Source organism: Candidatus Ancaeobacter aquaticus (genome assembly GCA_030765405.1).
GTDB lineage: Bacteria > Auribacterota > Ancaeobacteria > Ancaeobacterales > Ancaeobacteraceae > Ancaeobacter > Ancaeobacter aquaticus.
Window position 1 is genome coordinate 173,965 of record JAVCCP010000071.1, and the last position, 24,589, is coordinate 198,553.

At 39.7% G+C, this 24,589-nt stretch carries 19 protein-coding genes; all 19 read right to left on the reverse strand.

Annotated features, from left to right (window positions below; translation table 11 throughout):
• Window positions 1–46: 46 nt before the first annotated feature.
• Window positions 47–1,111: a type IV pilus twitching motility protein PilT gene (locus tag P9M13_10115; GenBank protein ID MDP8263637.1), complete on the reverse strand. Its 1,065-nt coding sequence runs from the start codon at window positions 1,109–1,111 to the stop codon at window positions 47–49.
• A gap of 164 nt (window positions 1,112–1,275) precedes the next feature.
• Window positions 1,276–2,955 carry a type II secretion system ATPase GspE gene (gspE, locus tag P9M13_10120; protein ID MDP8263638.1) on the reverse strand — a complete coding sequence of 560 codons (1,680 nt, stop codon included), beginning with the start codon at window positions 2,953–2,955 and terminating at the stop codon, window positions 1,276–1,278.
• 105 nt (window positions 2,956–3,060) lie between these two features.
• Complete coding sequence (gene larC, locus P9M13_10125; protein ID MDP8263639.1) at window positions 3,061–4,263, reverse strand: nickel pincer cofactor biosynthesis protein LarC; 1,203 nt, start codon at window positions 4,261–4,263, stop codon at window positions 3,061–3,063.
• A gap of 28 nt (window positions 4,264–4,291) precedes the next feature.
• The gene (gene larB / locus P9M13_10130) at window positions 4,292–5,074 is read right to left on the reverse strand and encodes a nickel pincer cofactor biosynthesis protein LarB (GenBank protein MDP8263640.1); all 783 of its coding nucleotides are present in this window, start codon (window positions 5,072–5,074) and stop codon (window positions 4,292–4,294) included.
• Between the two features lie 74 nt (window positions 5,075–5,148).
• On the reverse strand, window positions 5,149–6,168 hold the full coding sequence (tsaD, locus tag P9M13_10135; protein ID MDP8263641.1) for a tRNA (adenosine(37)-N6)-threonylcarbamoyltransferase complex transferase subunit TsaD: 1,020 nt from the start codon (window positions 6,166–6,168) through the stop codon (window positions 5,149–5,151).
• Between the two features lie 65 nt (window positions 6,169–6,233).
• Window positions 6,234–7,622 carry a S41 family peptidase gene (locus P9M13_10140; protein MDP8263642.1) on the reverse strand — a complete coding sequence of 463 codons (1,389 nt, stop codon included), beginning with the start codon at window positions 7,620–7,622 and terminating at the stop codon, window positions 6,234–6,236.
• Between the two features lie 43 nt (window positions 7,623–7,665).
• The gene (locus P9M13_10145; GenBank protein MDP8263643.1) at window positions 7,666–8,610 is read right to left on the reverse strand and encodes a transketolase family protein; all 945 of its coding nucleotides are present in this window, start codon (window positions 8,608–8,610) and stop codon (window positions 7,666–7,668) included.
• Window positions 8,603–9,436, reverse strand: a complete 834-nt coding sequence (locus P9M13_10150) for a transketolase (protein ID MDP8263644.1) — start codon at window positions 9,434–9,436, stop codon at window positions 8,603–8,605. Before P9M13_10150 ends, P9M13_10145 begins: the two co-directional genes overlap by 8 nt.
• A 141-nt stretch (window positions 9,437–9,577) precedes the next feature.
• The gene (locus tag P9M13_10155; GenBank protein MDP8263645.1) at window positions 9,578–10,675 is read right to left on the reverse strand and encodes a DUF1972 domain-containing protein; all 1,098 of its coding nucleotides are present in this window, start codon (window positions 10,673–10,675) and stop codon (window positions 9,578–9,580) included.
• Window positions 10,675–11,871: a glycosyltransferase family 4 protein gene (locus P9M13_10160; protein ID MDP8263646.1), complete on the reverse strand. Its 1,197-nt coding sequence runs from the start codon at window positions 11,869–11,871 to the stop codon at window positions 10,675–10,677. Before P9M13_10160 ends, P9M13_10155 begins: the two co-directional genes overlap by 1 nt.
• A gap of 41 nt (window positions 11,872–11,912) precedes the next feature.
• Window positions 11,913–13,031 carry a glycosyltransferase family 9 protein gene (locus P9M13_10165; GenBank protein MDP8263647.1) on the reverse strand — a complete coding sequence of 373 codons (1,119 nt, stop codon included), beginning with the start codon at window positions 13,029–13,031 and terminating at the stop codon, window positions 11,913–11,915.
• Window positions 13,018–14,847 (reverse strand): O-antigen ligase family protein, encoded by a 1,830-nt coding sequence (locus P9M13_10170; GenBank protein ID MDP8263648.1) that lies wholly within the window; start codon window positions 14,845–14,847, stop codon window positions 13,018–13,020. The genes P9M13_10165 and P9M13_10170 overlap by 14 nt, the downstream gene beginning before the upstream one ends.
• 100 nt (window positions 14,848–14,947) lie before the next feature.
• A complete protein-coding gene (locus P9M13_10175) occupies window positions 14,948–16,381 on the reverse strand; it encodes an outer membrane beta-barrel protein (GenBank protein ID MDP8263649.1) in 1,434 nt (477 codons plus the stop codon).
• Between the two features lie 25 nt (window positions 16,382–16,406).
• Window positions 16,407–17,060, reverse strand: coding sequence for a hypothetical protein (locus P9M13_10180; GenBank protein MDP8263650.1), 654 nt, complete (start codon window positions 17,058–17,060; stop codon window positions 16,407–16,409).
• 106 nt (window positions 17,061–17,166) lie between these two features.
• The gene (ilvC, locus tag P9M13_10185; GenBank protein MDP8263651.1) at window positions 17,167–18,165 is read right to left on the reverse strand and encodes a ketol-acid reductoisomerase; all 999 of its coding nucleotides are present in this window, start codon (window positions 18,163–18,165) and stop codon (window positions 17,167–17,169) included.
• A 165-nt stretch (window positions 18,166–18,330) separates the two neighbouring features.
• Window positions 18,331–18,804 (reverse strand): acetolactate synthase small subunit, encoded by a 474-nt coding sequence (ilvN, locus tag P9M13_10190; protein MDP8263652.1) that lies wholly within the window; start codon window positions 18,802–18,804, stop codon window positions 18,331–18,333.
• A 12-nt stretch (window positions 18,805–18,816) separates the two neighbouring features.
• The gene (gene ilvB, locus P9M13_10195; protein MDP8263653.1) at window positions 18,817–20,538 is read right to left on the reverse strand and encodes a biosynthetic-type acetolactate synthase large subunit; all 1,722 of its coding nucleotides are present in this window, start codon (window positions 20,536–20,538) and stop codon (window positions 18,817–18,819) included.
• 76 nt (window positions 20,539–20,614) lie between these two features.
• Window positions 20,615–22,267: a dihydroxy-acid dehydratase gene (gene ilvD / locus P9M13_10200; protein ID MDP8263654.1), complete on the reverse strand. Its 1,653-nt coding sequence runs from the start codon at window positions 22,265–22,267 to the stop codon at window positions 20,615–20,617.
• A 248-nt stretch (window positions 22,268–22,515) separates the two neighbouring features.
• Complete coding sequence (locus tag P9M13_10205; GenBank protein MDP8263655.1) at window positions 22,516–24,330, reverse strand: alpha/beta hydrolase; 1,815 nt, start codon at window positions 24,328–24,330, stop codon at window positions 22,516–22,518.
• Window positions 24,331–24,589: the final 259 nt, after the last annotated feature.

Sequence of the window (24,589 nt, forward strand, 5' to 3'; positions counted from 1 at the left end):
CGCCTCTTTTTTATCAACATCTCAGTGTACATATTTATTCTGTCACCTACGCGGATTCTTCACGCGCTCGTGAAACAATATATTCAGGGTCCTGTGCTTTTGAAAGCATTTCACTATACGAAATAATCTTTTTATTATAGAGATCTAAAAGAAACGCATCGAGTGTAACCATACCATGCTTAGTTCCAGTTTGAATATCTGAGGTTATACGGAACGTTTTCTTTTCTCTTATTAAGTTCTGGATCGATGGGGTTGAAGTCATTATTTCAAATGCGGCTATTCTTCCAGCATTATCAGATCGGGGAAGCAATATTTGTGAAATGACCGCAACTAATGACGAAGCTAATTGAATTCTTATCTGTTCCTGTTGATTAATAGGAAAAGCGTCAATTATCCTATCCACTGTTCGTGCTGCTCCTGTTGTATGGAGTGTTCCAAACACAAGATGCCCAGTCTCAGCCGCAGTTATCGCCGCTTCCATTGTCTCAAGATCCCTCATTTCACCCACCAGAATAACATCAGGGTCTTCTCTCAAAGCTGCCCTCAAACAATCTCCGAATGAAAGGACATCAACACCCATTTCACGTTGAGATACAATAGATTTTTTATGACAATGGAAATATTCAATGGGATCTTCCACGGTTATTATATGGGTATCGCGTTCAATATTTATCATATTAATCATCGATGCAAGCGTGGTCGTTTTTCCCGATCCGGTAGGGCCGGTTACGAGAACAAGACCTCTCGGTTTATACAAAAGCTCCTTTACATGAGAAGGAAGGCCTATTTCTTCCAGTGACATCAAACGTGCAGGAATAAGGCGCAGTGCGAGCGCATACGTTCCTTTTTGCTTATACACATTAACCCTGAAACGGCCTTTGTTTTCAAAAGCAAAACCATAATCAACATTCCCTTTCGCAAGCAGTTTCTGAACACTTTCTTCGGAGGTAATACTCTTCATTAATCGTTCAGTATCACCACGATTAAGGGGTGTTTCTCCGATGTATTCTAGCCTGCCGTGTATTCTCACAACAGGAGGAGTTCCCACAATCAAATGCAGGTCTGATGCACCCTTCTCACACACATAATCTAATAAATTGTTCATCTCCATATATACCTCCCGTCAGCGTATAGCACTTAGCGTATAGCGTATAGTTAAAAACTAAATATCAATCACATAAATAGCGTTCAGCATATAGCGCATAGCGTATAGTTAAAAAAATTACAGCAAAATCTATCCGCTAAACGCTACTGGCTATACGCTAATAGCTCTTATCACTCTTCGTACCCCTGTGTTACACGCAGCACTTCATTAATCGTTGTAATACCGCCAAATATTTTCATAATACCGTCTTCACGCAGCGTCTTCATCCCAAGTTGACGCGCTCTTTTGCGTATTTCGTTACTCGACATTTTTTGATAGATCATTTTTTGTATTTCTTGATCAATCAAGAGCAATTCAAAAATACCGATACGACCACTAAACCCGGTATTATTACAATCTGCACACCCTTTACCTCTATAAAATTTAACCTTTTTTATTTGCTGCTGGGACAATCCAAGGCTTTCAATTTCGTCTAGACGAGGGTTATATTCTTCTTTACACTCTGAACATATTTTTCTCACAAGCCGTTGCGCGCATATTGCCCGTATCGAACTTGCAACAAGAAAAGGTTTCACTCCTCTATCAATAAGTCTTGTGATTGCTCCCGGGGCATCATTTGTGTGCAGCGTGCTGAAAACAAGATGTCCTGTAAGAGATGCATTAACCGCAATATTTGCCGTTTCCAAGTCTCTGATTTCACCTATCATAATAATATTTGGTGCTTGCCGGAGCATTGAACGCAATACATTAGCAAATGAAAGACCTATTTTAGCCTGGACCTGTACCTGATTAATACCTTGAATCTGGTACTCGATTGGGTCTTCAACTGTAATAATCTTTCTATCCGGCCTATTGATTTCATTCAGGCACGCATAAAGCGTCGTCGTTTTTCCGCTCCCCGTTGGACCCGTAATAAGTATAATCCCATTAGGAAACTTAATAAGGTCTTTAAATTTTTTCTCATCTTCATGTAAAAAACCCATCTGGGCCAATCCAAGAACAAGGCTTGTCTTATCCAATATTCTCATCACAACACTTTCACCATGTGTGCTGGGTATCGTTGATACACGAAGATCAATGTCTTTGGCCATTATCCTCAGTCGGATACGTCCATCTTGCGGTAAACGTTTTTCTGCAATCGACATATTTGCCATAATCTTCACACGAGATATTATTGCGCTTTGCAATCTTTTTGGCGGTCCCTCAACCTCATATAAGATACCATCTATTCTATAGCGAACACGAAACCTTTTTTCTAACGGCTCCAAATGAATATCACTTGCCCTCATCCTAAATGCTTCCATTATAATCATACTCACGAGCTTAATAACCGGCGCATCTTCGGTACTAACATCGTCAAAATCCTCTTTTGGAAGGTCTTCATCAACTTTTTGTATAATATCTTTTTGATCTTCATCAATGACACCATAATATTTAACGAGCGCTTCCTTAATGTCAGTATACGACGCAAGCACAATATCGACGGTCTTTTTCAAACGAAAAGAAATCGCGTCAACTGCATCAACCTTTAGAGGATCACTCATCGCTATAGTCAGGATGTCTTGAGAAATTTTTATGGGAATAATATGATACCGTTTAGCAATATCATAGGGGACAAGGGACAAGGCCTCTTTTTGGATAACCGCGCTTGATAGATCAATACACTCAAGAGAGAAATGTTTTGCCAGAGCTTTTATAATCTCTTCTTCATCAATATACTCTTTGGAAATGAGCTGATCAACAACACCTTTATTTCCGCCATGCATACGTGCTTCTTTTATCTGAGCCGGTGTTATTAAGCCATATTCAAGTAATACATCCGCTACCATTTCAGTATTGTATTTAATCATGCACCACAACTCTCATTTGCATATTGAATCGACATACAACAGTAATATATCTTTATATTATCTCATAAATATGTAAAAGCATAAATACTTAATACGTATATATCTCTATTTTTTTCTGTGCGCATGTTTTGCGGATAGCTTCGTATATGCGGCTTCAACGTCCTTCATAACCTGTTTGAGAGGGATTTTGTGCTTATCGGCGATTGTGACACAGTCATCATATTCGGGAGTAATGGTGAGCATTGAATCACCAAAACTGCTTATTTTCACACGAGCATTACCATATTTTGTTGTTACTATGACAATCTCCCTTTCTTTTATAATCCTAGACCCTTGCATAATCCTCAGCCCAATCGTTGACGTCTCGGCCATAACAATATCAACGCATCTTTCAATATCTTTGTTATTAACCATCACTGAGAGTATATGCGCTGGACGCATCTTCTTCATAAAAACAGGCGTAATCCATACATCGAGCGCACCTGCCTTCGTACATGCGTCTAAGACAAATCCATATATCTGAGGATTCATATCATCTATATTTGTTTCAATAATCGATACCTGCTGACATGAACACTCACTGTCTTTCATGTCACCATAAACAACTCTTAGCATATTCGGAATTTCTTTATATTCGCGGGTACCAGCACCATACCCAATCCCTTTTATTGTAATATGCGAGGGCTGTGAAAATGCTTGTGTGTAATAGGATAGTATCCCCGCTCCGGTTGGTGTTACAAGCTCTCCGGCAACAGCGCTCTTTACACATGGCACACCCTTCAATATTTCGAGCGTTGCAGGCGATGGTACAGGATATGCGCCATGTTGACACTCCAGCGTTCCTTCCCCTAAAGGAATCCTTGATGCATACACCGTGTCTATTTTAAGGCAGTACATACATATGGCAGTTGAAACAATATCTATTATAGAGTCAAGCGCACCAATTTCATGAAAGTGGACTTTGTGTATGGGAATATCATGGATCTTACTTTCAGCTTCAGCAATAATATGAAAGATCCCTATACTATCTGTTTTAATTGAATCAGCAAGTGTGCTTTTATTTATGAGCGAACATATATCCTTATAACTACGCACCTTTTGATGCGATTTTTTCTGCACATGCACCGTCCAGTGTGTTCCGACAATACCGTTTCGTGTTACTTTCGTTGATAAGAGCGAGTACCCTTTCAGAGGTAATTTAGAGAGTTCACGTTTGAGCGTACTGATACTCACTCCGGCGTCTATCAATGCGCTTACGCACATATCTCCGCTTATCCCGCTAAAACAATCAAAATACAAAACGTTCATATCCCTGCATCCTTACATCAATAAAAGACTATGCTGTCTTCCTAATCGCTTTCACTTTTTCGGTCACAAGCCTGCATATTGTTGCAGCTGCATATCCTGCGCCAAAACCATTATCAATATTTACTACGGTGAGACCAGAGGCACATGAATTGAGCATCGAAAGAAGCGGCGTTATCCCGCCAAAGTGCGCACCATACCCGATACTGGTCGGAACAGCAATAACCGGTTTATCCGTTAACCCGCCAAGTATACTCGGCAGAGCACCTTCCATGCCTGCTATAACAATAATAACATCGGCTGCATTCAAAACATCCAGATGCGAGATCAGTCTATGAAGACCGCTCACTCCCACATCGTACAACGGCTCAATCTTACACCCCATTATATGTGCTGTTACACGCGCTTCTTCTGCCACAGGAATATCTGATGTTCCTGCAGTCATGATCACAACTTTTCCCAAAGACGGCTTTAATCTTTTTTTTGAGATAGTAATACATCTGGCTTTATCATGATACTGTGCCTGTGGACATTGTTTTTTTACTTTTTTAAACAATGATACTGATGCCCTTGTTCCTAACACATTGGGCTCTACAGATGCTAATTTTGCAAGTATCGCACATGCGTCTTTATCATTTTTTCCTTCACAAAATACAACTTCAGGAAATCCTTTTCTTAGAGATCGGTGACTATCGATTTTTGCAAAACCCAGATCTTTAAAGGGTAATTTTTTCAATAAATCTAACGCTTTACTAACAGGCATTTTTCCTGTCTTAACGCGCTCAAGAATTTTCTGTATTTGTTCTTTATCCATAAATTCTTTCCTCTTACAGCTTATAGCTTATCGCATACAGCTGGTTGTCATAGCTTACAGCTTATAGCTGGAATTCATAGCTTTAAAGTGGGATCTGCATCAAAAGTATAATCTTTTCTTTGTGATTTAGATAGCGCGAAATACCCCAAGCCAGCGATCATAGCGGCGTTATCAGCACAAAAAGACGGATGAGGGAAAAACACCTCTATCCCCGTAGTCTTCGCTTTGGCCATAAACTTTTCTCTGAGCCTTGAATTAAGGCTTACTCCTCCACCAACAACAATACTACCTAACCGGTATGTATGTGCCGCGGAAAATGTTTTTTGCAACAATGCATCAACCACTGCTTCCTGAAAACTCGCAACAAGATCAGCAAGAGAAATATCATCACGATTGTATGCATATTTTCCAAAACCCTTCTTATAATAAAGCACTGCTGTCTTAAGTCCGCTAAAACTAAAGTCTAATGTGTCCTGCTTAGCCATACCACGGGGGAAATTAATCGCTTTTGGGTTACCATTTTTTGCCAGTTTATCAATAACCGGTCCGCCAGGATACCCTAATCCAAGAATTTTGGCTACTTTATCAAAAGCTTCTCCTGCCGCATCATCTCTTGTCGAACCAACAAGTGTATGTTTCCCTCTTGAAGTCACTTTAAAAAGTGATGAGTGCCCCCCAGAAACAACTAGACCTAAATAGGGATATTGCGGGCATGCTCCTTTATTATTAAGAAAAACAGAATATAAATGTGACTCAATATGGTTTACACCACACACGGGAATGTTATGACTATATGCATACCCTTTTGCAAAAGTAACACCAACAAGCAATGAACCAATAAGCCCCGGCCCCCTGGTAACCGCAACACCGTCAATATGTGTTCCCTTTTTAAGAGATGCAGCTGCAAGCGCTTCTTCAACAATTCGATTGATATGCTTCAGGTGATCTCGACTTGCAATCTCAGGAACTACTCCACCATATTTTTTGTGTAGGTGTATTTGAGATCTGACCACATTTGAAAGGACAACAGTTGCGTTTTCAACAACAGAGGCGGCGGTTTCATCACATGAAGTTTCTATACCAAGTATTTTCATTTATCACCCGTATATTATATACAGAGAGGGGTTGAGAAGATAACGGGACAGGTGTTTATTATATATTATTTATCCGATTCAGGTTTCGTTTTATTTTCATTCTTATCGGTGGTTTGCGCTTCATCGTCTTTCTTATCTTTATCTTCAGGCTTTGGCTCTTCGCTTTTAAGCATATCTTCGGTTAATTCTACCTTATTATTCACTATCTTAATGCCCTCAATTAAATCAATCGCTCTTTCAAGCTGCTCATCCTTTACTTCTTCAGGTTTCTTTAGTTTTACGCCGCTTTCATCAAGTTTATGCATTTTAACAAGCATAAGTTTTATTTCATCTTTTTCTGATATCTTAACAACAATATCAGGCACTATCCCTATGCCATGAATCATTCTTCCTTTTGGCGTATAATATTTTGCGGTTGTCAGTTTGAGCGCAGAACCGTCCCTAAGCGGAAGAACACTTTGCACCGATCCTTTTCCAAAAGATTTCTCTCCCAAAAGCACTCCCCGTTTATAATCCTGAATTGCTCCCGCAACGATTTCAGAACCGCTTGCACTTCCTCCATTAATGAGGACAACGACAGGATACTGAAACGGTGTTCCCCTATATCTTCCCTTAAAATCAACAGTTTGCTCCTTCATTCTTCCTTTTGTATAAACGATCAGTTTGTTTCCACCGATAAAATAATCAGCAACATCAATAGCTTCCTGCAGCAATCCACCCGGATTATTTCTCAGATCAAGAATAAGGCTTTTTATACCTTTTTTCTCTAAATCCTCTATATTCTTTCTCATGTCCTCGTCTGTATTCTCTTGAAATTGGGTAAGACGAATATATCCGATATCACTCTTTAACATCTTTGGTTCTTTTACACTCTGAAGTTTTATAATAGCACGCACAATCGTAACATCAATGAACTCTTTACTGCTTGGACGGGATATTGTTATTGTGACCGGTGTTCCGGGTTTACCACGGAGTTTCTTTACCGCACCGTTCAGGGTAATATCTTTGGTGGATTTACCATTAATTTTAACTATTTTATCTCCCGGTCTAAGGCCTTTTTTAAATGCCGGAGTCCCTTCCAAAGGAGATACAATGGTGAGTACTTTATCTCTTACGGTTATTTCAATACCAAGCCCGCCAAATTCACCCTCTGTTTCAATCTGTATCTCTTTATATGCATCCTCATCCATAAATGAGCTATGAGAATCCAGTGATTTCAACATTCCTTTCATGGCGCCATATATGAGATCTTTAAAATTAACGTCATCAACGTATCCGCGCTTTATGATCGTTATTGCATCAGTGAACACATCAAGCTTTTCATATAATTCCTTAATATCACTTTTTTTCTTTTCCTTAGCTTTTTCTTCAGCGTAGAGATGTGATACACTTAACGAAACAGTACCTATAAAAATAATGCTCAAGATAATTCGTCCATACCTTTTTCTTGTCATCGTATAATTCCCCTTATGATATATTCCTTTGTGGAACATTTACTTAGGATACTTTTTGTTTTACAAGCTCTTCTACAGCTTGAGCAATATCAGTTGGTTCAAGATGATACTCTTTGAATAATTCTTCAGGGCTTCCTGACTGACCAAACATATCCTTAACCCCGATTCTCTTCATAATCACGGGACTATTTTCAGAAAGAACTTCACTAACAGCAGACCCAAGCCCGCCAATAATACTATGCTCTTCAGCCGTAACAATCGCGCCTGTTTCACGTGCAGCAGTTATAATTGCTTCTTTATCGATAGGCTTAATGGTATGCATATTTATTACCCGTGCATCTATACCTTTTTTTTCTAGGAGCTGGGAGGCTTCCAATGCTTTTCCAACCATTTGACCGCAGGCAATAATTGATATATCGTTTCCCTGCCTTAGGACATTTGCTTTTCCGATAGCAAACGTGTCTTCATCACGCGTAATCACCGGCACTTTTGATCGTCCAAGTCGAATATACATCGGACCTTTCATGTTCGTAGCTGCCTTAATAACTCGTACCGTTTCTTTTGCGTCAGCAGGCACCACAACCTTCATATGAGCAATAGATCTCATAAGAGAAATGTCTTCAACGCTCTGATGAGATAAACCATCTTCACCAACGGAAATTCCACCATGCGATGATACCACTTTCACGTTAAGCTCAGCGCTTGCAACAGTATTTCGTATTTGTTCCCAGGCGCGGCCGGTAAGAAATATTGCAAAAGAACTCGCAAAGACCACATGGCCACATGAGGCAAAACCAGCTGCCATCCCTATTAAATTTTGTTCCGCGACACCGGCATTAAAGAATCTATTAGGAAATACTTTAGCGAATTTTGCTGTCTTTGTTGAACTTGATAGATCTGCATCAAGAACAACAATCCTCTGATCCTCTTTACCTAATTCAACAAGTGTTTCACCATACGCATCACGCGTTGCAATCATTTCAAGCATTCCCCATCTCCTCTAGCTCAGCAAGTGCCTTTACCCCTTCTTCATCTGTAGGAGCTTTACCATGAAAACCAACTACACCTTCCATAAAAGATACGCCTTTACCCTTCACGGTACGTGCAAGAATAATTGTTGGTTTTCCCTTGTACTCCTCGGCACGTTTATATGCGTCTAATATCTCTTCAACATTATGTCCGTCTATATCAATCACATTCCATCCAAATGCACGCCATTTTTCAGCGATTGGTTCCGGATTCATAATATCCTGTATTTTCCCATCTATTTGCAAACTATTATTATCCAAAATGGCGCATATTGAATCCACTCTATAATGTCCTGCCGCCATAGCAGCTTCCCAGATCTGCCCTTCCTGAATTTCCCCATCACCTAAAAGGACATACACTCTGTAGGATTTTTTTTGTAACTGACGGGATAACGACATACCGACAGCCACTGATAAGCCCTGTCCCAGTGAACCGCTTGTCATATCTACTCCAGGAGTAATATTCATATCAGGGTGCCCCTGCAGTATAGTCCCATACTTTCTTAATGTATCGAGATGCTTTTTGTCAAAATAGCCAAATTCACAAAGAATTGCATACCACAGTGGAGCAGTATGACCTTTGGAAAAAACAACTCTATCTCTTTCTTCCCATTCAGGATTTTGCGGGTCATGCCGCAATACTGCAAAATAGAGCACCGTCATAAGGTCAGTACTTGAGAGAGATCCTCCCGGATGGCCACTTTGCGCTTTTGTGATCATTTTGATTATATCTCGTCTAATATTACGAGCTTTTTCTCTTAATTTCTTCAAATCGGTCGTTTTCATAAGTAAATTATTCACCTTCTTTTCTATTTTACTTCATAATATGGTAATAGATAATAAAAGTAAAGAATATATTTATTTCTAGATAGCGGTTAGATTTAACTAAATAGATGATTAAACTATACGCTCTACGCTAAACGCTATTTAAGGCTCGGAACCTATTAATACATCGATATATTCTTTTGTGATGGTATCCCATGAATAATACAAAGAAACTCTTTCTCGTGCTCTTTTTCCAAGCAATGATATCAATTCTGGGTCATTAATGCTACGCTCTATCTTTTTTTCAAGATCCCCGCAAGCCCCAATACTAAATGGTATCCCTGTATCTCCTATTACCTCACAATTTTCAGGGACATCATTTGCAAGAACCATCTTCCCTGCTGCCATTGCCTCAACAATCGCAGGATGCGTGCCGCCCACTTCAGTGGCATTTATACAAAATAAAGCATTTGAAAGAAGCGTCCAATATTTTTCTCCATATACTGCACCGGAAAGAATAATCTTATCATCTAATAGTTCATTAAGCCGCTTCTTAAATATAGCGCTATATGGCGCATCACCAACAAGCACCAGATGGAACTGTGTATCAACTTTTTTATATGCCTCCATCACCTTATCAGCATTATTTTCCGGTTCAAGCCTGCCAACATACAGAATGTACTTTTCGTTTTCAAGGCCCAACTGTGAGAGATACTCCGTATCCTCCCCGCATATGACATCAGCACCATAAGCGATAAATACCGTACGCGACCCGTGAACTTTTTTATAATAGTCTTCTATTACCCGCGCATCAGTCACAATAGTATCCGCATATTTTACTGCTAGCTTTTCCCCTAATTTATACCACCATTTTCCGCATATGTTCCATTTTCTTCTCTTCCACTCCAACCCATCTACATTAATAATAACTCTCTTACGAAACAACTTAAGAAGAGGTATAAATACAGCATTTGCGCTGTTGCATAAAAGCACATGCGTTGACCGTCCACAGAACACATCATGAATGACCGAACATAATGTATGGGTCACCGTTTCAAAATATTTAAAGTATATCGCAGGTACATACTTCAGGTCTACGCCTTTGTATTGATCAATAATTTGGTCAGAATACTTCTTGCGGCAATACACTGTTACCCGATAACCGCTGGCAACAAATCGGACTGATAAGGCTTCAGCAAGTGTTTCAAAACCACCGTACCGAGCAGGTATTCCGCGTGTACCCATTATAGCGATTTTCATTATCTCTCCTCACACTGAGAATCTTTATGTATAAGTTTACAATAAAGATCCTCACATCTTTTGCAATAATCATGCACTGAAAAGTTCTCAACACATCTGGTTCTTGCGTTACGCCCCATACGCTCTCTTAACCCCCGATCACCCATAAGCTCGAGAACTCTTTTTTCATATAAAGCAGTATTATCAGTTGGCACACTATATCCAGACTCTCCATCAACGACAATTTCATCTACTCCCCCTTGCTTTGTTGCAACAAGAGGTTTCCCGCAAGCCATTGCCTCCAGTAACGTCGTAGGAAATGAGTCTGGAGCAATAGACGTAAATAGATACACATCAATTAAAGAAAATATGTCACTGCTTTGACTGACAAACCCCATAAATCGAACATTGTTCTCAATTCCTAACTCGATACACTTTTTAACAAGATATTCTTTTCTCCAGTTTTCCCTTGTATCTTTATCTCCAAGTGAAAAAACATCACCTGCGATAATAAATGTGGCATCCGGATATTTATGTATCACCTGTGCAGCTATCTCTAAAAACAATGTATGCCCTTTTACATGATTAATTCTTCCTACCGTTGCACAACATAGAGAATTATGAGCTATGTTGTACTTCTGGCGCAGGGCAGGCACATCTTTATGACAAGAATATTCGTCTATATCTATCCCATTATGGATCACTACCGTTTTTTTACTCAAGGACTTTCGATAACTCTCAATATGGTCCTTAACAGCACGGGAAACACACACCACAATGTTCGAAAAATGGTCAATAGCCCATGCATACATTTTTGCAGCAATGCCGCGCATTTTATACATCTCACGAACATGCCACACATGCGGTTTTCTCATAAGAAAGGAAGCGCACGCACCAGAAAAAACTGTTGAGGTATTGGTATGCACGATATCAACAGCGTCTTTATGTATAATTCGGGAGATTCTAAATATGCCGCGTATGGTAGAGCAGAGAAACGGAAATATTCCTCCAATACTCATAGTGCTTTTTCTCACTACACCCATATTGAATACATAATAGGAAACACCCAATTTCTGCAACTGCTCTTCAAGTGGACCATGGTAAGGAATGCACACAAGAGGTTCAATGGCATCTTTATTTCTATAAGCTAAAAGCCGCAAAAGACTTCTGTCAGAGCCATATAAGTCCGCACTTGAATGAATATAGAGAATTTTCATATATTGTTATAATGGAAAAGAAACAGTCATGTAATAGTGCATCATTTTGTCTTTTTCAAAGAGGGCAGCAATGCCCGGATCGCATTGAAAACTGCATCTTCCGATATCCCCTGAAGACATATTTCATTTTTATCGCAGATACTTTTATAACACGGAGCGCACGACACCCCTGGAGCCTGCAGCTTGACACCCCGTCCATACACATCAATTTCCTGTGAACAGGTTGCACCGAAGAGTACGACAATCTTCTTCTTCAGGCCTATCGCAATATGCATCCCCAATGTATCTCCTGAAACAACGAGATCGCACATATCGACAATTGATATAAATTCGTCTAACGAATTACCCGATCCAGTATTAATAACCTGGTTAGAGTTTACTTCTTTTATTATAGCACCATTAAGTTTTTCTTCTCTCGGACCGCCTAAAAGCAAACACGTCGCATTGAACTGCCCTGTAAGTTTTTTTACAAGTAAACACCACGCATTAAATGTCCAACCTTTACCGGCAAAGATACCGCCACTGCCGGTATTGAGCCCAATTACAGAGCCTTGGAGCTCGCCAAAAGTCCTGGTTAAATTTGTTTCCTTTTTAACATCTAAAATATATTCATCTCCATGATACGTGTATCCACACATATCAAAGAGTATCTCCTGATATGTTTTTTTATTCTTATGAAATTTTAAGTCATTATCCAGCCCGAGCTCGAATGCATAATCTGATGCACTGTCGAGGGGACAACTTGTTCCCCACGAACTGAGGCCAAAACCTTTCTTTATTTTGCCTTTCAGTAAATTAGTTAAAGCAACAGCATAAGGAATTTTCTCAAAGTTAAAAATATAATCATATTCTTCTGCTTGCAAAAGTATCGTATTTTCAAAAGTATTAGAAAGAACTCTATCGATATAGGGATTATTCTTTAAAAGTGGCTGGGCGTTCAGGTCTGTGAGCCATGTTATTTGAGCGTTTGGGTAATTTTCTTTCAATGAATGTAAAATTGGTGTCGTGCGCAAAACATCACCAAGCGCGCCAATCTTAATAATGAGTATTTTTTTATTATACGCGCTATAGTGAGGACAATCTTTACACAGTCTCTTATGTAGACATGGTTTCTCACCAATAAAATATTTACAATCATACTTAATATCATTTACCTTCATGCATTCTATCCCTTCTTATCCTATCGATCATATCTTTAGAAACCATATCCCTTGGATATATATCTACTGCACGCTTAAATGCGCTCACTGCTTTAAAATATTCTTTTTGTTTATACAACAATAACCCTCTTACGCGATAGAAGTACCAGTTGTTCGGATCATCTAAAAGTGCTCGCTCGACTTCAGATATCGCACCTATATTATCATGCGCATCCTGCTTCAGTGAAGCTAATCGCACGCGTTTAAATCCATCGTATGGATTGAGCAGAAGCGCTTTATTGTACCACATAAGCGCTTTTTCCCGAAACAGTTCTCTTTCGTCTCTTGAAAAAATATATTTCTTATAATAAATATCCGCTATTTTACCTGCTAAAATAGGATTAGCAGTGTCAATATCGTACCCTCTATGGAAACAAGTAAGCGCCTTTGTCCACTCTAATGCTTTCGCATATTTATCGCCTTTAAAATAGTATTGTGATGAAGTAAGTATTCTTCCATTATTTATTATCATAAACACTATAACTCCAATAATGCCTACTATTACTAATTGCGATCTTATCTTTTTTAAATCATATGTTTTTGTTTTCTGGGGATAGGCTTCACTATACAATGACGATATTATTCCTCCAAACACCACCATAAGCATTGCATTTGCAAGAATAAGAAAATTAAAATCAACACACCCGTGCACTAACCCAACGACGATACCAGCCCCCAAACCCATAACAATCATGCACGGTTCATCTGTTACCAATGACGATCGGGACACAGCTAGGCATTGTTTAAAAATGAGCCAAATGAGTAATGCTATGATAATTAATCCAATAACTCCTGTTTCAGCCGCAATATGCAAATATGCATTATGAGCATATTGCACGACTCTGCAAATACTACTGTGTTTAAACTTCGCATATTTCCACCGATACGCACCCATACCATGTCCAATAAGTGGTGCATCTTTACACATAGTAATCGTATCGTGCATATTAACAATCCGCGCCTTATCACCTGCGGTCACTTTTTCCTGACCGCCCCTCGCACTAGAGAGATTAACCATGTACATGCTCATAAAAAATACCAATCCTAGAATAACTACCATGCCGCTGTGCGCATATTTTTTTCTTATTAGTAAGAATGCACAAAGACCGTACCCGATAAAAAAAGCTACATAACATCCTCGAGAAAAAGATAAGAGCATACCGACAAATACAACTGCAGCAATAATGCTCAGCGCTAGAGCTTTTATGTAATCTGCCCATCTATTCTGACCTGAGCTGACCATCTTCACCCTATAAAGCAAGTAGCAGAGTATTACAGGAAGAGACATAGCCAAATAATCACCATACAGGTTTGGCGAAATAAAGGTTCCGGATGCCCGAGCACGATATTCAAAAGGTTTTAAGATCATATATGTTTTATCAGGAAAAAAATAATACTGACAAATACCGTATAGCGCTAACATCAGACTGATCCCCATAATTACATATAAAAGCAATCGAACTTTCTCAGCTGACTTGATATAGTTATACGTAATAACGAATACAAGAATGAGTGTTGTTATCAGCAAAAACTGTTTGCGGGCATAGAAATATACATCTGAGGTAAAAAGATATGTTGCAATAAGCAAGATAATACAGATAAAGGGAATATAAAATGCTGATAGCTTATATTCAAGAACGTGTTTACGGAGACCTTGAATCAAGTAAACAAGGATGGCAATTAATGAAAGCGTATTAACAAGACAAATAGTCCAATAATTAACGCCGCCGAGCCATGCAACTGAAATAATAAGTATACTTGCTATAAATAGGTACATAATCATAATAGAGAACCGGGCACATTTTCACTGTGCTAGCCAATAAAAAAGGCCCCCCGATACATCGGGGGGCCTTATATTTTTTACAGAATCATATTCATTAGAATATAATGTTTACACCACTAAAGATACGATTTCTCGTATAACTAGCATTCTGTGCTTGGCCAACCGCTGGTGGATTTGCTCCTCCCCAGTTAAAATCACCAAACCCTTCATTCCAACCAAGCGGACTGAAATCAGAGTGTAAATCAACGTATCTGTACCCAAGCTCCAAAAACATCCACGGTTTTAACTGCTGAGTTATTAAGAAACCAAACTTTGTTACTGTTTCAGATGGTTCAAAAAAATCTGTACCTGTAGCACCACGGTCATTTGCTTCAACCATTCTATAGTTGATATAATATGCCCTTTCTTGCGATGCAAAAAGCAAGAAATAGGTCTTCGAAGTCAACTTATGTGACAGCGCGCCATATACGCCCTGAAGTTTTCTATCCATATAACTCGGCTGTTCAGAATCAACAGCTTTCAGCTTGTATCCTATCTTGATCTGAGTAGCTCTACTGAACAAATAGGTCATATCAACTTCACAGAAAGGCTCATTAGAGATCATCTTTCCTCTTTCAGTATCACCAGAAGGAATTGCAGCTTGACCTCTTTGAGTAACAGATGTAAGCCTAACGGTATTTTTTGGTTTTCTGTGTTCATATCCTAATCTACCATTAAGAATTACGCTAGTACCGATTCTATTCTTGATACCACCAGCAATAATAAATGAGGTGTTATCTTTTTCTATAGTATCATAATCCTGTATCTTATATCTCATATCAACCAAAAATACTGTTGATGGGATCAATCGATAATTCAAAACTGTCATAAATGTATGCTGAAGATAATTTAATGACGGTTTCACAATACCGGTTTCCTGCATAAAATCTAGCCGCTCAATATTATAGGTGAAATCAACCGATATTTTCTTGTTAAATCTATAATCTGCACCAAACGTACCTGCGTACAAACCATAGTCGGCATTCTCAGAAAGATTCGGTGTTGTAAATCTATACATCATAGCGTTACCAGCTGTATTTTCCAATCCAGGATAATTTACTGGATCACGTCGAATGAATGGCTGCTGCTTATATTGGAAAAACTGTTTTACACCGATAGTTAATCTGTCTGAAACATCATGTCTTAAGGTAAGATCAAGATCCTGATTATTGTCAGCTTTGTCGCCATGTCTTTGATTATACCCAATAAAGGTATACTGCCAGTTTGCACCAACATAACTTTTTTCAAAAGGTATCTTGAGGTTGATCTTAGGTGCTACGAGAGCTTCCCAGCTCTTCTGCTTAGGATTTGATGCAGTACAATTGTCATCGTACTGTATTCTTGTCCTGAATGAAGGGGTAAAGTAATGTGTCCATTGCTTTGACCCAGTTTCGCTTGTCGGAACTAGAAGATCATTTACAGCAAACGCAACATCACTGCATAAAACAGTAAGAAACAAACTAAAAGCTATCAATACAAATTTTCTCATCAAAGCACCCCCCTCTTCATTAATGTTAATAGCCCACAGATGTATCAATTGGACTAAGCGATGTTTGGAAATTATCAGATACGGTACTACCAAATTTTAAAGCGTCAAACGAACTGACAACAGTTGGGAACGATAAACCGTGCTCAACATTAAAAATACCCTTCGTCATGTCAACGCCTTCACTTCTTAATACATCAACATAGCATAGCGTATCTAAAGTATCTTCTACTTCGCCTTGCAATCCAAGAGACTGGACCATAACAACTGCAAGATCATCTCTTGTAACAGCTTCGTCAACCTGCCAGCCATCAAGCGGTGCGATACCGACAACGGTAAGCAAATTAAAATAATCATCTATACTCACTGCAGCAGGCAAACGATCTTCGAGACCGAGTACGCGTGCAATCATCTTTGCCAAATTGTTCTGTGTAAATTCTTCATCAGAAGGTTCAATTTCTCGAACGATGGTTGGTTCTGCAGCCGGCTCATTTGCAACTATTTCAACATCACCGCACGGATCATATGAAACTTCTTCTTCTCCGATATACAGTGTGCCGCTCACATCTTCTTTACCGCCATAGCCGCCAGCATACGTATTATAAACCCCAATAACACTCACGAAGACAAATGAAATAACTAACGAGAGGTACATTATACTAAAGAATCTTCCACCCTTCATTAAATCCCCCTTTCGAATTTTTATAAGTATCTTATATACACATATAGATTACGTGTTTGTAACATGATATTAAATATACTCTTTTTGTCAATATTTTTTTAAACAATTATTTCTTATTCGCAATCCAGCTCATCATGCTACGTAACTTTCCGCCAACTTTTTCAATGAGATGCTCACTGTCTTTCTTCAAGAGCGCGTTATATTGTGGGCGATTAGCCATGTTCTCGAGGATCCATTCGCGCGCAAAGGAACCATCCTGCACTTCACCTAAAATCTTTTTCATTTCACGACGTGCTGCCTGCGGAATGACTCTTGGACCACGCGTTACATCACCATATTTTGCAGTGTCACTTATTGACGCGCGCATTCCATAAATACCTTTTTCATACATTAAATCAACTATGAGCTTCAGCTCATGCATACATTCAAAATACGCAATCTCAGGTTGATATCCTGCTTCAACCAATGTGTCAAAACCCGCTCTCACGAGTTCTGTTGCGCCACCACACAAAACAGCCTGCTCACCAAAAAGATCCGTTTCGGTTTCTTCTTTAAAGGTTGTTTCAAGAACACCGGCTTTTGTCCCCCCGATACCTTTTGCATATGCCAAAGCAAGTTCCTTAGCTTTTCCTGAAGCATTTTGATAGACAGCAATAAGACAAGGCACACCACCGCCTTCTTCATACACTCTTCTTACCAAATGTCCCGGACCTTTTGGAGCAACCATAAAGACATCAACATCTTTCGGCGGCATGATCTGCCCGTAATGAATGTTAAATCCATGAGAAAAAACCAATGCTTTTCCTGCGGTAAGGTTTTTAGCAATAACACCTTTATAAATTTTTGCCTGAACATCATCTTGAGCCAAGAGCTGTATGATATCGGCTTTTCTGCTTACTTCATCAGCGTCCATCGGTTCAAATCCATCGGCCTTTGCTTTCTCATAATTTTCTGTGCCGGGCAAATCTGACACAATCACATTTACTTTACTGTCCCTCAAGTTCTGTGCTTGCGCATGTCCCTGGCTTCCATAGCCAATAATCGCGATTGTTTTACCGTCTAATAATTTCAGATCAGCATCTTTATCATAATACATTGTAGCCATAATTCCTCCGTTTAGTTCGTAGTTTGGAGTTAGGAGCTCGGAGTATATTTGTCTACATACTCTAATTTCCCAACCCCTGACTGTATTGTTTCCTATCTCTAGTTCGGAGATTGGAGTCTGGAATGTACTTTTCTCCGAACTCCTAACTCCATACTCCGAATTATATTATTTTCTCGCTATTGCTATTTTACCGGTTCTCACCATCTCTTTAATGCCAAAACTGCTCAAGAGCTCTACAATAGCTTCTATCTTTGATTCTATGCCAGTTACTTCAATAGTAATGACATGCGGCCCCACATCAACTATCTTCGCCTTATAAATATCAACAATTTGAATAATCTCAGACCTTGTTTTTTCACTCGCATTTATTTTTATAAGAACGAGTTCTGTTTCAATAAAATCAACACTCGTAAAATCCTGCACCTTTATAACATCAATAAGCTTATTCAATTGTTTATTTACCTGCTCAAGAACTTTGTCATCACCACGGACAACAATAGTCATACGTGATGTAGAAGGATCTTGCGTTTCCCCAACAGTAAGACTATCAATATTAAAACCACGACCACTGAAAAGTCCCACCGCCGCAGCAAGCACTCCTGATTTATTTTCAACCAATACAGATATTGTATGTCTCATTATTCTACTCCTTTATGCCAATCCCCCTATCATTTCGGCAAGTGATACCCCTGCCGGAACCATAGGGAATACATTTTCTTCTCGTTCAATTGTAAAATCCATAAACACTGGTTTTTTAATCTCAAACGCTTTTTTCAAGGTTGGTATAACATCTTTTTTCTTATCAACCCGCATACCGACCGCGCCAAACGCTTCAGCAACTTTCACAAAGTCAGGAACAAACGGCGGACAGTCCCTATTATTCGCATCACATATCTTTGGACACTTTAAAGTACGATTTGAACACGTGGCTGAATAGTTCTTATCATAAAAGAGCTCCTGCCATTGCCGTACCATGCCAAGATAACGGTTATTTAAAATAACGACCTTTACCGGCAAATCATTAATAACAGCAGTGGTAAGCTCCTGTATATTCATCTGTATACTTCCGTCACCTGCTATATCAATAACCAGTTTATCTGGATGAGCAATCTGAGCTCCTATTGCGGCAGGAAAACCATACCCCATTGTCCCTAGACCGCCAGATGAAATAAATGTGCGTGGTTTTGTATACTTATAAAACTGTGTCGCCCACATTTGGTTCTGCCCAACTTCAGTCGTTATAATGGCATCACCCTTGGTGAGCTCCCAGATCTGTTCAATAACATACTGCGGCCTCACCAGATCATCATCCACATAACTCAAAGGATACTGGCTCTTCCACTGGGCTATTTGTTTAAGCCAACTTTCAGAATCAGCTTTCTTTACAATTTTATTCAGTGATTGCAACACCCTCTTCACATCACCAACAACGGGAATATCAACTCTTACATTCTTACTAATCGACGAAGGGTCAATATCAACATGCACAATCTTTGCATGTGGTGCAAATTCATCTATCTTGCCGGTAACCCGATCATCAAAACGTGCACCTATAGCAAGTATGAGATCAGCTTCCATAACAGCGTAATTTGCGTATCTCGTTCCATGCATGCCAAGCATCTTTAGAGAAAGCTCATGTGTATCAGGAAACCCGCCTAATCCCATTAACGTCGTGGTAACAGGAATCTGCGCTTTTGTCACAAGGTCAAACAGTTCAGCTGCCGCATTAGACGAAATAACACCACCGCCGGCATATATCACCGGTTTTTTTGATTTCGCAATTATTTCAGCAACCTTTTCAATCTGTTTACTATGCCCCTCAAATGTTGGTTTATACCCCCTAATATCAACTTCTTTAGGATACGGGTTCTTTGTCTTTGCTTTCTGAACATCCTTAGGGATATCAATTAATACCGGTCCAGGTTTTCCTGTCGACGCAATATAAAAAGCTTCCTTAATAATCCTGGGCAATTCATCAATATCCTTAACAAGATATGTATGTTTTGTTATCGGACGACATATCCCGGTAATATCAACTTCCTGAAACGCATCGTTACCAATCATAGAGCTTGGAACCTGTCCGGTAATAGCAACCATTGGTATACCATCCATGTTCGCGGTCGCAATACCGGTAACCAAATTGGTTGCACCCGGTCCGGATGTTGCTAAACAAACACCAACTTTACCAGTCGAACGGGCATATCCATCTGCCGCGTGTGCTGCAGCCTGTTCGTGGCGCACCAGTACAAATTCAAACGGTGCCTTATTCATCAAATCAAATATATCTATAACTGTCCCGCCAGGATAGCCAAAAACAACTTCGACATTCTCCTGAGCAAGGGAATCTATAACAATTTCTGCTCCTGTTCTCATAAAATAATCCCTTCTTGTGTACAGCGTTTAGCGGATAGTATTTTATTTTTTCTATACGCTATGCGCTACTCGCTAGCTATTTACACACCGCACCAGTACTTGCAGATGTCACTACTTTTTGATATCTACCCAAATAGCCATCTTTAATTTTTGGTGCAGGTTTTTTCCATTTTTTCATTCTGTTTTTCATCTCTGCAGCACTTACTTTAAGCTGCAAACTCCTCTTATGAATGTCAATCTCTATTATATCGCCGTTTTTCACTAGCGCTATCGGCCCCCCGGACGCGGCCTCAGGAGAAATGTGTCCAATACACGGTCCCTGGGTTCCACCGGAAAAACGTCCATCAGTTATGAGGGCAACACTGTTCTGAAGACCCATACCTACGATAGCGGCTGTCGGAGAGAGCATTTCTCTCATACCCGGACCGCCCTTAGGGCCTTCATACCGGATAACGACAACCATTCCTCCTTTAATTGCACCTTTTAATATTGCTTCCATAGCTTTTTCTTCCGAATCAAATACTTTTGCCTTACCTTTAAAACACATTACATCTTCAGATACTGCGGTTTGCTTTACAACAGCACCGTCCGGTGCAATATTCCCTCTCAAAACCGCAATACCGCCTTCTTTATGGTACGGGTCTTTAAGTGACCTAATAACATCCTTATCAGAGACTCTTCCCGCCTGCGCTAACTTTTTAATGCTGACTCCGTCTACTGTAGGATTATCTTTTAGCTTACTTTTTAATACGTTCAGTACCGCAGGAATCCCTCCCGAGAATTCTAAATCTTCAATAAAATATTTCCCTCCTGGAAGTAAACTCGTAATATGCGGGGTCACTTTGCTAATGTTATCAAAAAGCTCTAACGGCAACTTTATTCCCACTTCATGAGCAATAGCAGGTATATGGAGCACAGTATTTGTCGAACCGCCAAGTGCCATGTCAACACGAATCGCATTCTCAAAAGCATTACGCGTCATAATTTTTCGTGAATTCATACCTTTTTTAACCAGTTCAACTACTCTTTTGCCGCTCGCAAATGCATACCGGACTTTTTTTGCCCCTACCGCAAGTGCGGTCGCACTGCCTGAAAGAGACATTCCAAGCGCTTCGGTGACACATGCCATGGTGTTTGCTGTATACATTCCCTGACATGAACCGGCACCCGGGCACGCATTTTCTTCCAAACATTGTAACTCACGATTACTAATTTCTCCGCGTTTATACCTACCTATCGCTTCAAAGGTATCGGCAACCAAAGAAAGTCTTTTTGTGTTGTGCCGTCCTGAAAGCATCGGCCCGGCAGTTACCACTATGCCGGGTATATTTAAACGCCCAAGCGCCATTAACATCCCCGGAGTAATTTTATCACAGTTGGTAAGTAAGACAATCCCATCAAACGCATGCGCCTGAACAACAGTCTCCACCATATCAGCGATAAGCTCTCGTGATGGTAACGAATAATGCATTCCCAGGTGCCCCATAGCAATACCGTCACAGATGCCAGGAATACCAAACAAAAATGGTTTACCTCCGCCAGCATGAACACCATTATCAATTGCCCTCTCAAGCGCTTTCATGTGGACATGCCCGGGAATAATGTCTGTAAAACTTGTCGCAACACCAATAAATGGCTTATTAAAATCTTCGCGTGATACACCCGTCGCATATAGAAGCGCGCGATTAGGCATTCTTTCCAATCCTTTTTTTACACGGTCACTTCTCACAATTCCTCCCTAAATACGTTCGTGGTTCATAGTTCATCGATAATAGATAAAACAACCATTAATCATCATTAAATGTTTTTTCGCACCAAAAAGACCAATAACCATATTTCCACACAAAAAATGCAAGGGTAACAGGATAGCAATAACTGTTAAAACCGTCAAAACAAAAATTTAGGAAGATTCATTGATATCACAAACGAGTATATAGTAAACATGGACAGAGACGGGTAAAATATCAGGATATTTTTCTACTTACTTGTTTCAATTATTTCTTTAGGTTCATAGGTATACTTAAAGAGTTTTCCCCGCAAAATTCGTGCGATACTTTTTTTGGGGTTTCCTTTCCCGTAACACATCGACACCACTTCTAAGAATTCTTTTCTTTTAGTTTTGTCCACTGACATAATTATTTTCCCCGCATCAAACTGTACTCCACTCAAAAAGCATACCGATCGAAGAAAATCAACAAATGTAAGGCCTTGCAAACCATGTCGCTTAATAAAATATTTATAGCCCCTTTCATATCTGTGAATAACTTCCGGCTTATTATTCTCACGAGTGTCTCCATGTGAAATATATTTTTCAAGTTCTGCAATATCAGCCATATCAAGCAGTTTTTTATACATTCTTAGGTCTTTACGCGACACACCACTGTCTTGGACATATTCCCTGGCAATATCAACAAATCCTGCAACATCTTTATCGTTCCCGGCAATTGTGCGCAGAAGAGAAAAAGATGGATCAAAACGAGGATCGATAAACAACTGAAAATAAAACGGGAACAGTTTTCTCATTTTGTGTGGTATAACACCAGCGTCCGTCACCGTAATATCCTCGTACGGAATAGATGCACCCTCAAAATAATCCACTATTGCTTTGCGCCACAAGAAAGAATCTTTTATATGCCCGTCTCGATGTCCTCCTTTTAATTCAGAAAGTGTAACATTTTTCATATTCTTTATAAGAGGGATAAATTCATTTTTGAACTGGCTTGATGAATACAGTAGATCATTCTTTTCCATGATAATAAGGCATGGTTTTTTTATATCCCTTACTACTTCTGCCGTTTGTGGAAATACTTCACTATCTACTACCGGTGCATTCTTAAAATACGCACTATTCGCTTTTAAAAGCGCACGAAAATACTTCATTATAACCCCTTTATATTTCTCTTGATCTAATCCAAGCCGCAAATCATCAAATCCTCTCAAGAATCCTTTTTCAAAATCAAGTGGAAGCGATTGAACAATAAGATGGGTATAAGGACTCTCCTCATCACGCGATCCATAGAGCGCATTGATACCGCCCAATGAAACACCATAGAAAATAAGATATCGCAGATCAACACCATAACGCTCTCTACGTGACACTATAAAACGGCCGACCGCATCAACATCCGGTCCTCCCGTATGATGCAGGCCGCAAAACATACCCTCTGACTGGCCGTGATGTCTCTTATCAATCGCCAGCACATTACAGCCAAGCGTGTTAAGATACTGCACGTGTATTCTAAGCGTACGAATACTCATCAACCACGAAGGCTGAATAACTACGGTAGGGTTATATGTTCTTACTTTGTTTGGACTTCTAAAATACCTTCCTCTTAAAACTGTGCCATCATCAGCACGTATTTCAACAATTTCTGCTTTATTAAAATAATTGCCTATTTTAAGATGTATGGGGCATAAACATAAAAAGGCTGTTATCAGTGATATTTTTTCACGTATCGCACCTTTTAGAATCACATTCTCTAGTTCTGCATTCTGTACAACACGCATTGCATCAGGATTATTGTCAAGGTACTCAATAAAGATTGCAACTGCCTTGTCGTATTCTTTCTTTTTTATGCTCGAGATCACTGAACGAATAGTCTGCATACCTTCTTTTGTCAGAGGGATATAGGAGCCATTTGCATGCGACTGGTCCGAATCGGAGAAGAGTGACTGTGGAGAAAGGGCTTGCTGCTCTAAAGAGCTTGCAGACACACCCACGCTAAAGAGGTGAGAGAAAATACTCACCCACGCAACAAGTCTTAACAATACACACCATGTGCGCTTATGCATAGTACAGCACCTCTATGTTAACTAAGCAACATTGTACCACGCTTTTAGGGTAATGTCAAGGTAGTGAGACTGCAAAAGTCACAGGCGAAGCACTGTGAATTTTGCTAAGTCGAACTATACCCCCCCGTTTTACGATTTTGGAGGATTTATCCGAGAAAATCTGGGGGGTATAATGTTGAGTGCCAGCTCTGAAATCGCTTAGCGGTTTCAGATAGAAAACAACTATTCCACAATCTACACGGAGAGCTCGGTAAATCCC

Bases quoted from the DNA above. Each gene is read 5' to 3' on its own strand.
- P9M13_10115 (MDP8263637.1), bottom strand. From the start codon at position 1,111: ATGGAGATGAACAATTTATTAGATTATGTGTGTGAGAAGGGTGCATCA.
- gspE (MDP8263638.1), bottom strand. From the start codon at position 2,955: ATGATTAAATACAATACTGAAATGGTAGCGGATGTATTACTTGAATAT.
- larC (MDP8263639.1), bottom strand. From the start codon at position 4,263: ATGAACGTTTTGTATTTTGATTGTTTTAGCGGGATAAGCGGAGATATG.
- larB (MDP8263640.1), bottom strand. From the start codon at position 5,074: ATGGATAAAGAACAAATACAGAAAATTCTTGAGCGCGTTAAGACAGGA.
- tsaD (MDP8263641.1), bottom strand. From the start codon at position 6,168: ATGAAAATACTTGGTATAGAAACTTCATGTGATGAAACCGCCGCCTCT.
- P9M13_10140 (MDP8263642.1), bottom strand. From the start codon at position 7,622: ATGACAAGAAAAAGGTATGGACGAATTATCTTGAGCATTATTTTTATA.
- P9M13_10145 (MDP8263643.1), bottom strand. From the start codon at position 8,610: ATGCTTGAAATGATTGCAACGCGTGATGCGTATGGTGAAACACTTGTT.
- P9M13_10150 (MDP8263644.1), bottom strand. From the start codon at position 9,436: ATGAAAACGACCGATTTGAAGAAATTAAGAGAAAAAGCTCGTAATATT.
- P9M13_10155 (MDP8263645.1), bottom strand. From the start codon at position 10,675: ATGAAAATCGCTATAATGGGTACACGCGGAATACCTGCTCGGTACGGT.
- P9M13_10160 (MDP8263646.1), bottom strand. From the start codon at position 11,871: ATGAAAATTCTCTATATTCATTCAAGTGCGGACTTATATGGCTCTGAC.
- P9M13_10165 (MDP8263647.1), bottom strand. From the start codon at position 13,031: ATGAAGGTAAATGATATTAAGTATGATTGTAAATATTTTATTGGTGAG.
- P9M13_10170 (MDP8263648.1), bottom strand. From the start codon at position 14,847: ATGTACCTATTTATAGCAAGTATACTTATTATTTCAGTTGCATGGCTC.
- P9M13_10175 (MDP8263649.1), bottom strand. From the start codon at position 16,381: ATGAGAAAATTTGTATTGATAGCTTTTAGTTTGTTTCTTACTGTTTTA.
- P9M13_10180 (MDP8263650.1), bottom strand. From the start codon at position 17,060: ATGAAGGGTGGAAGATTCTTTAGTATAATGTACCTCTCGTTAGTTATT.
- ilvC (MDP8263651.1), bottom strand. From the start codon at position 18,165: ATGGCTACAATGTATTATGATAAAGATGCTGATCTGAAATTATTAGAC.
- ilvN (MDP8263652.1), bottom strand. From the start codon at position 18,804: ATGAGACATACAATATCTGTATTGGTTGAAAATAAATCAGGAGTGCTT.
- ilvB (MDP8263653.1), bottom strand. From the start codon at position 20,538: ATGAGAACAGGAGCAGAAATTGTTATAGATTCCCTTGCTCAGGAGAAT.
- P9M13_10205 (MDP8263655.1), bottom strand. From the start codon at position 24,330: ATGCATAAGCGCACATGGTGTGTATTGTTAAGACTTGTTGCGTGGGTG.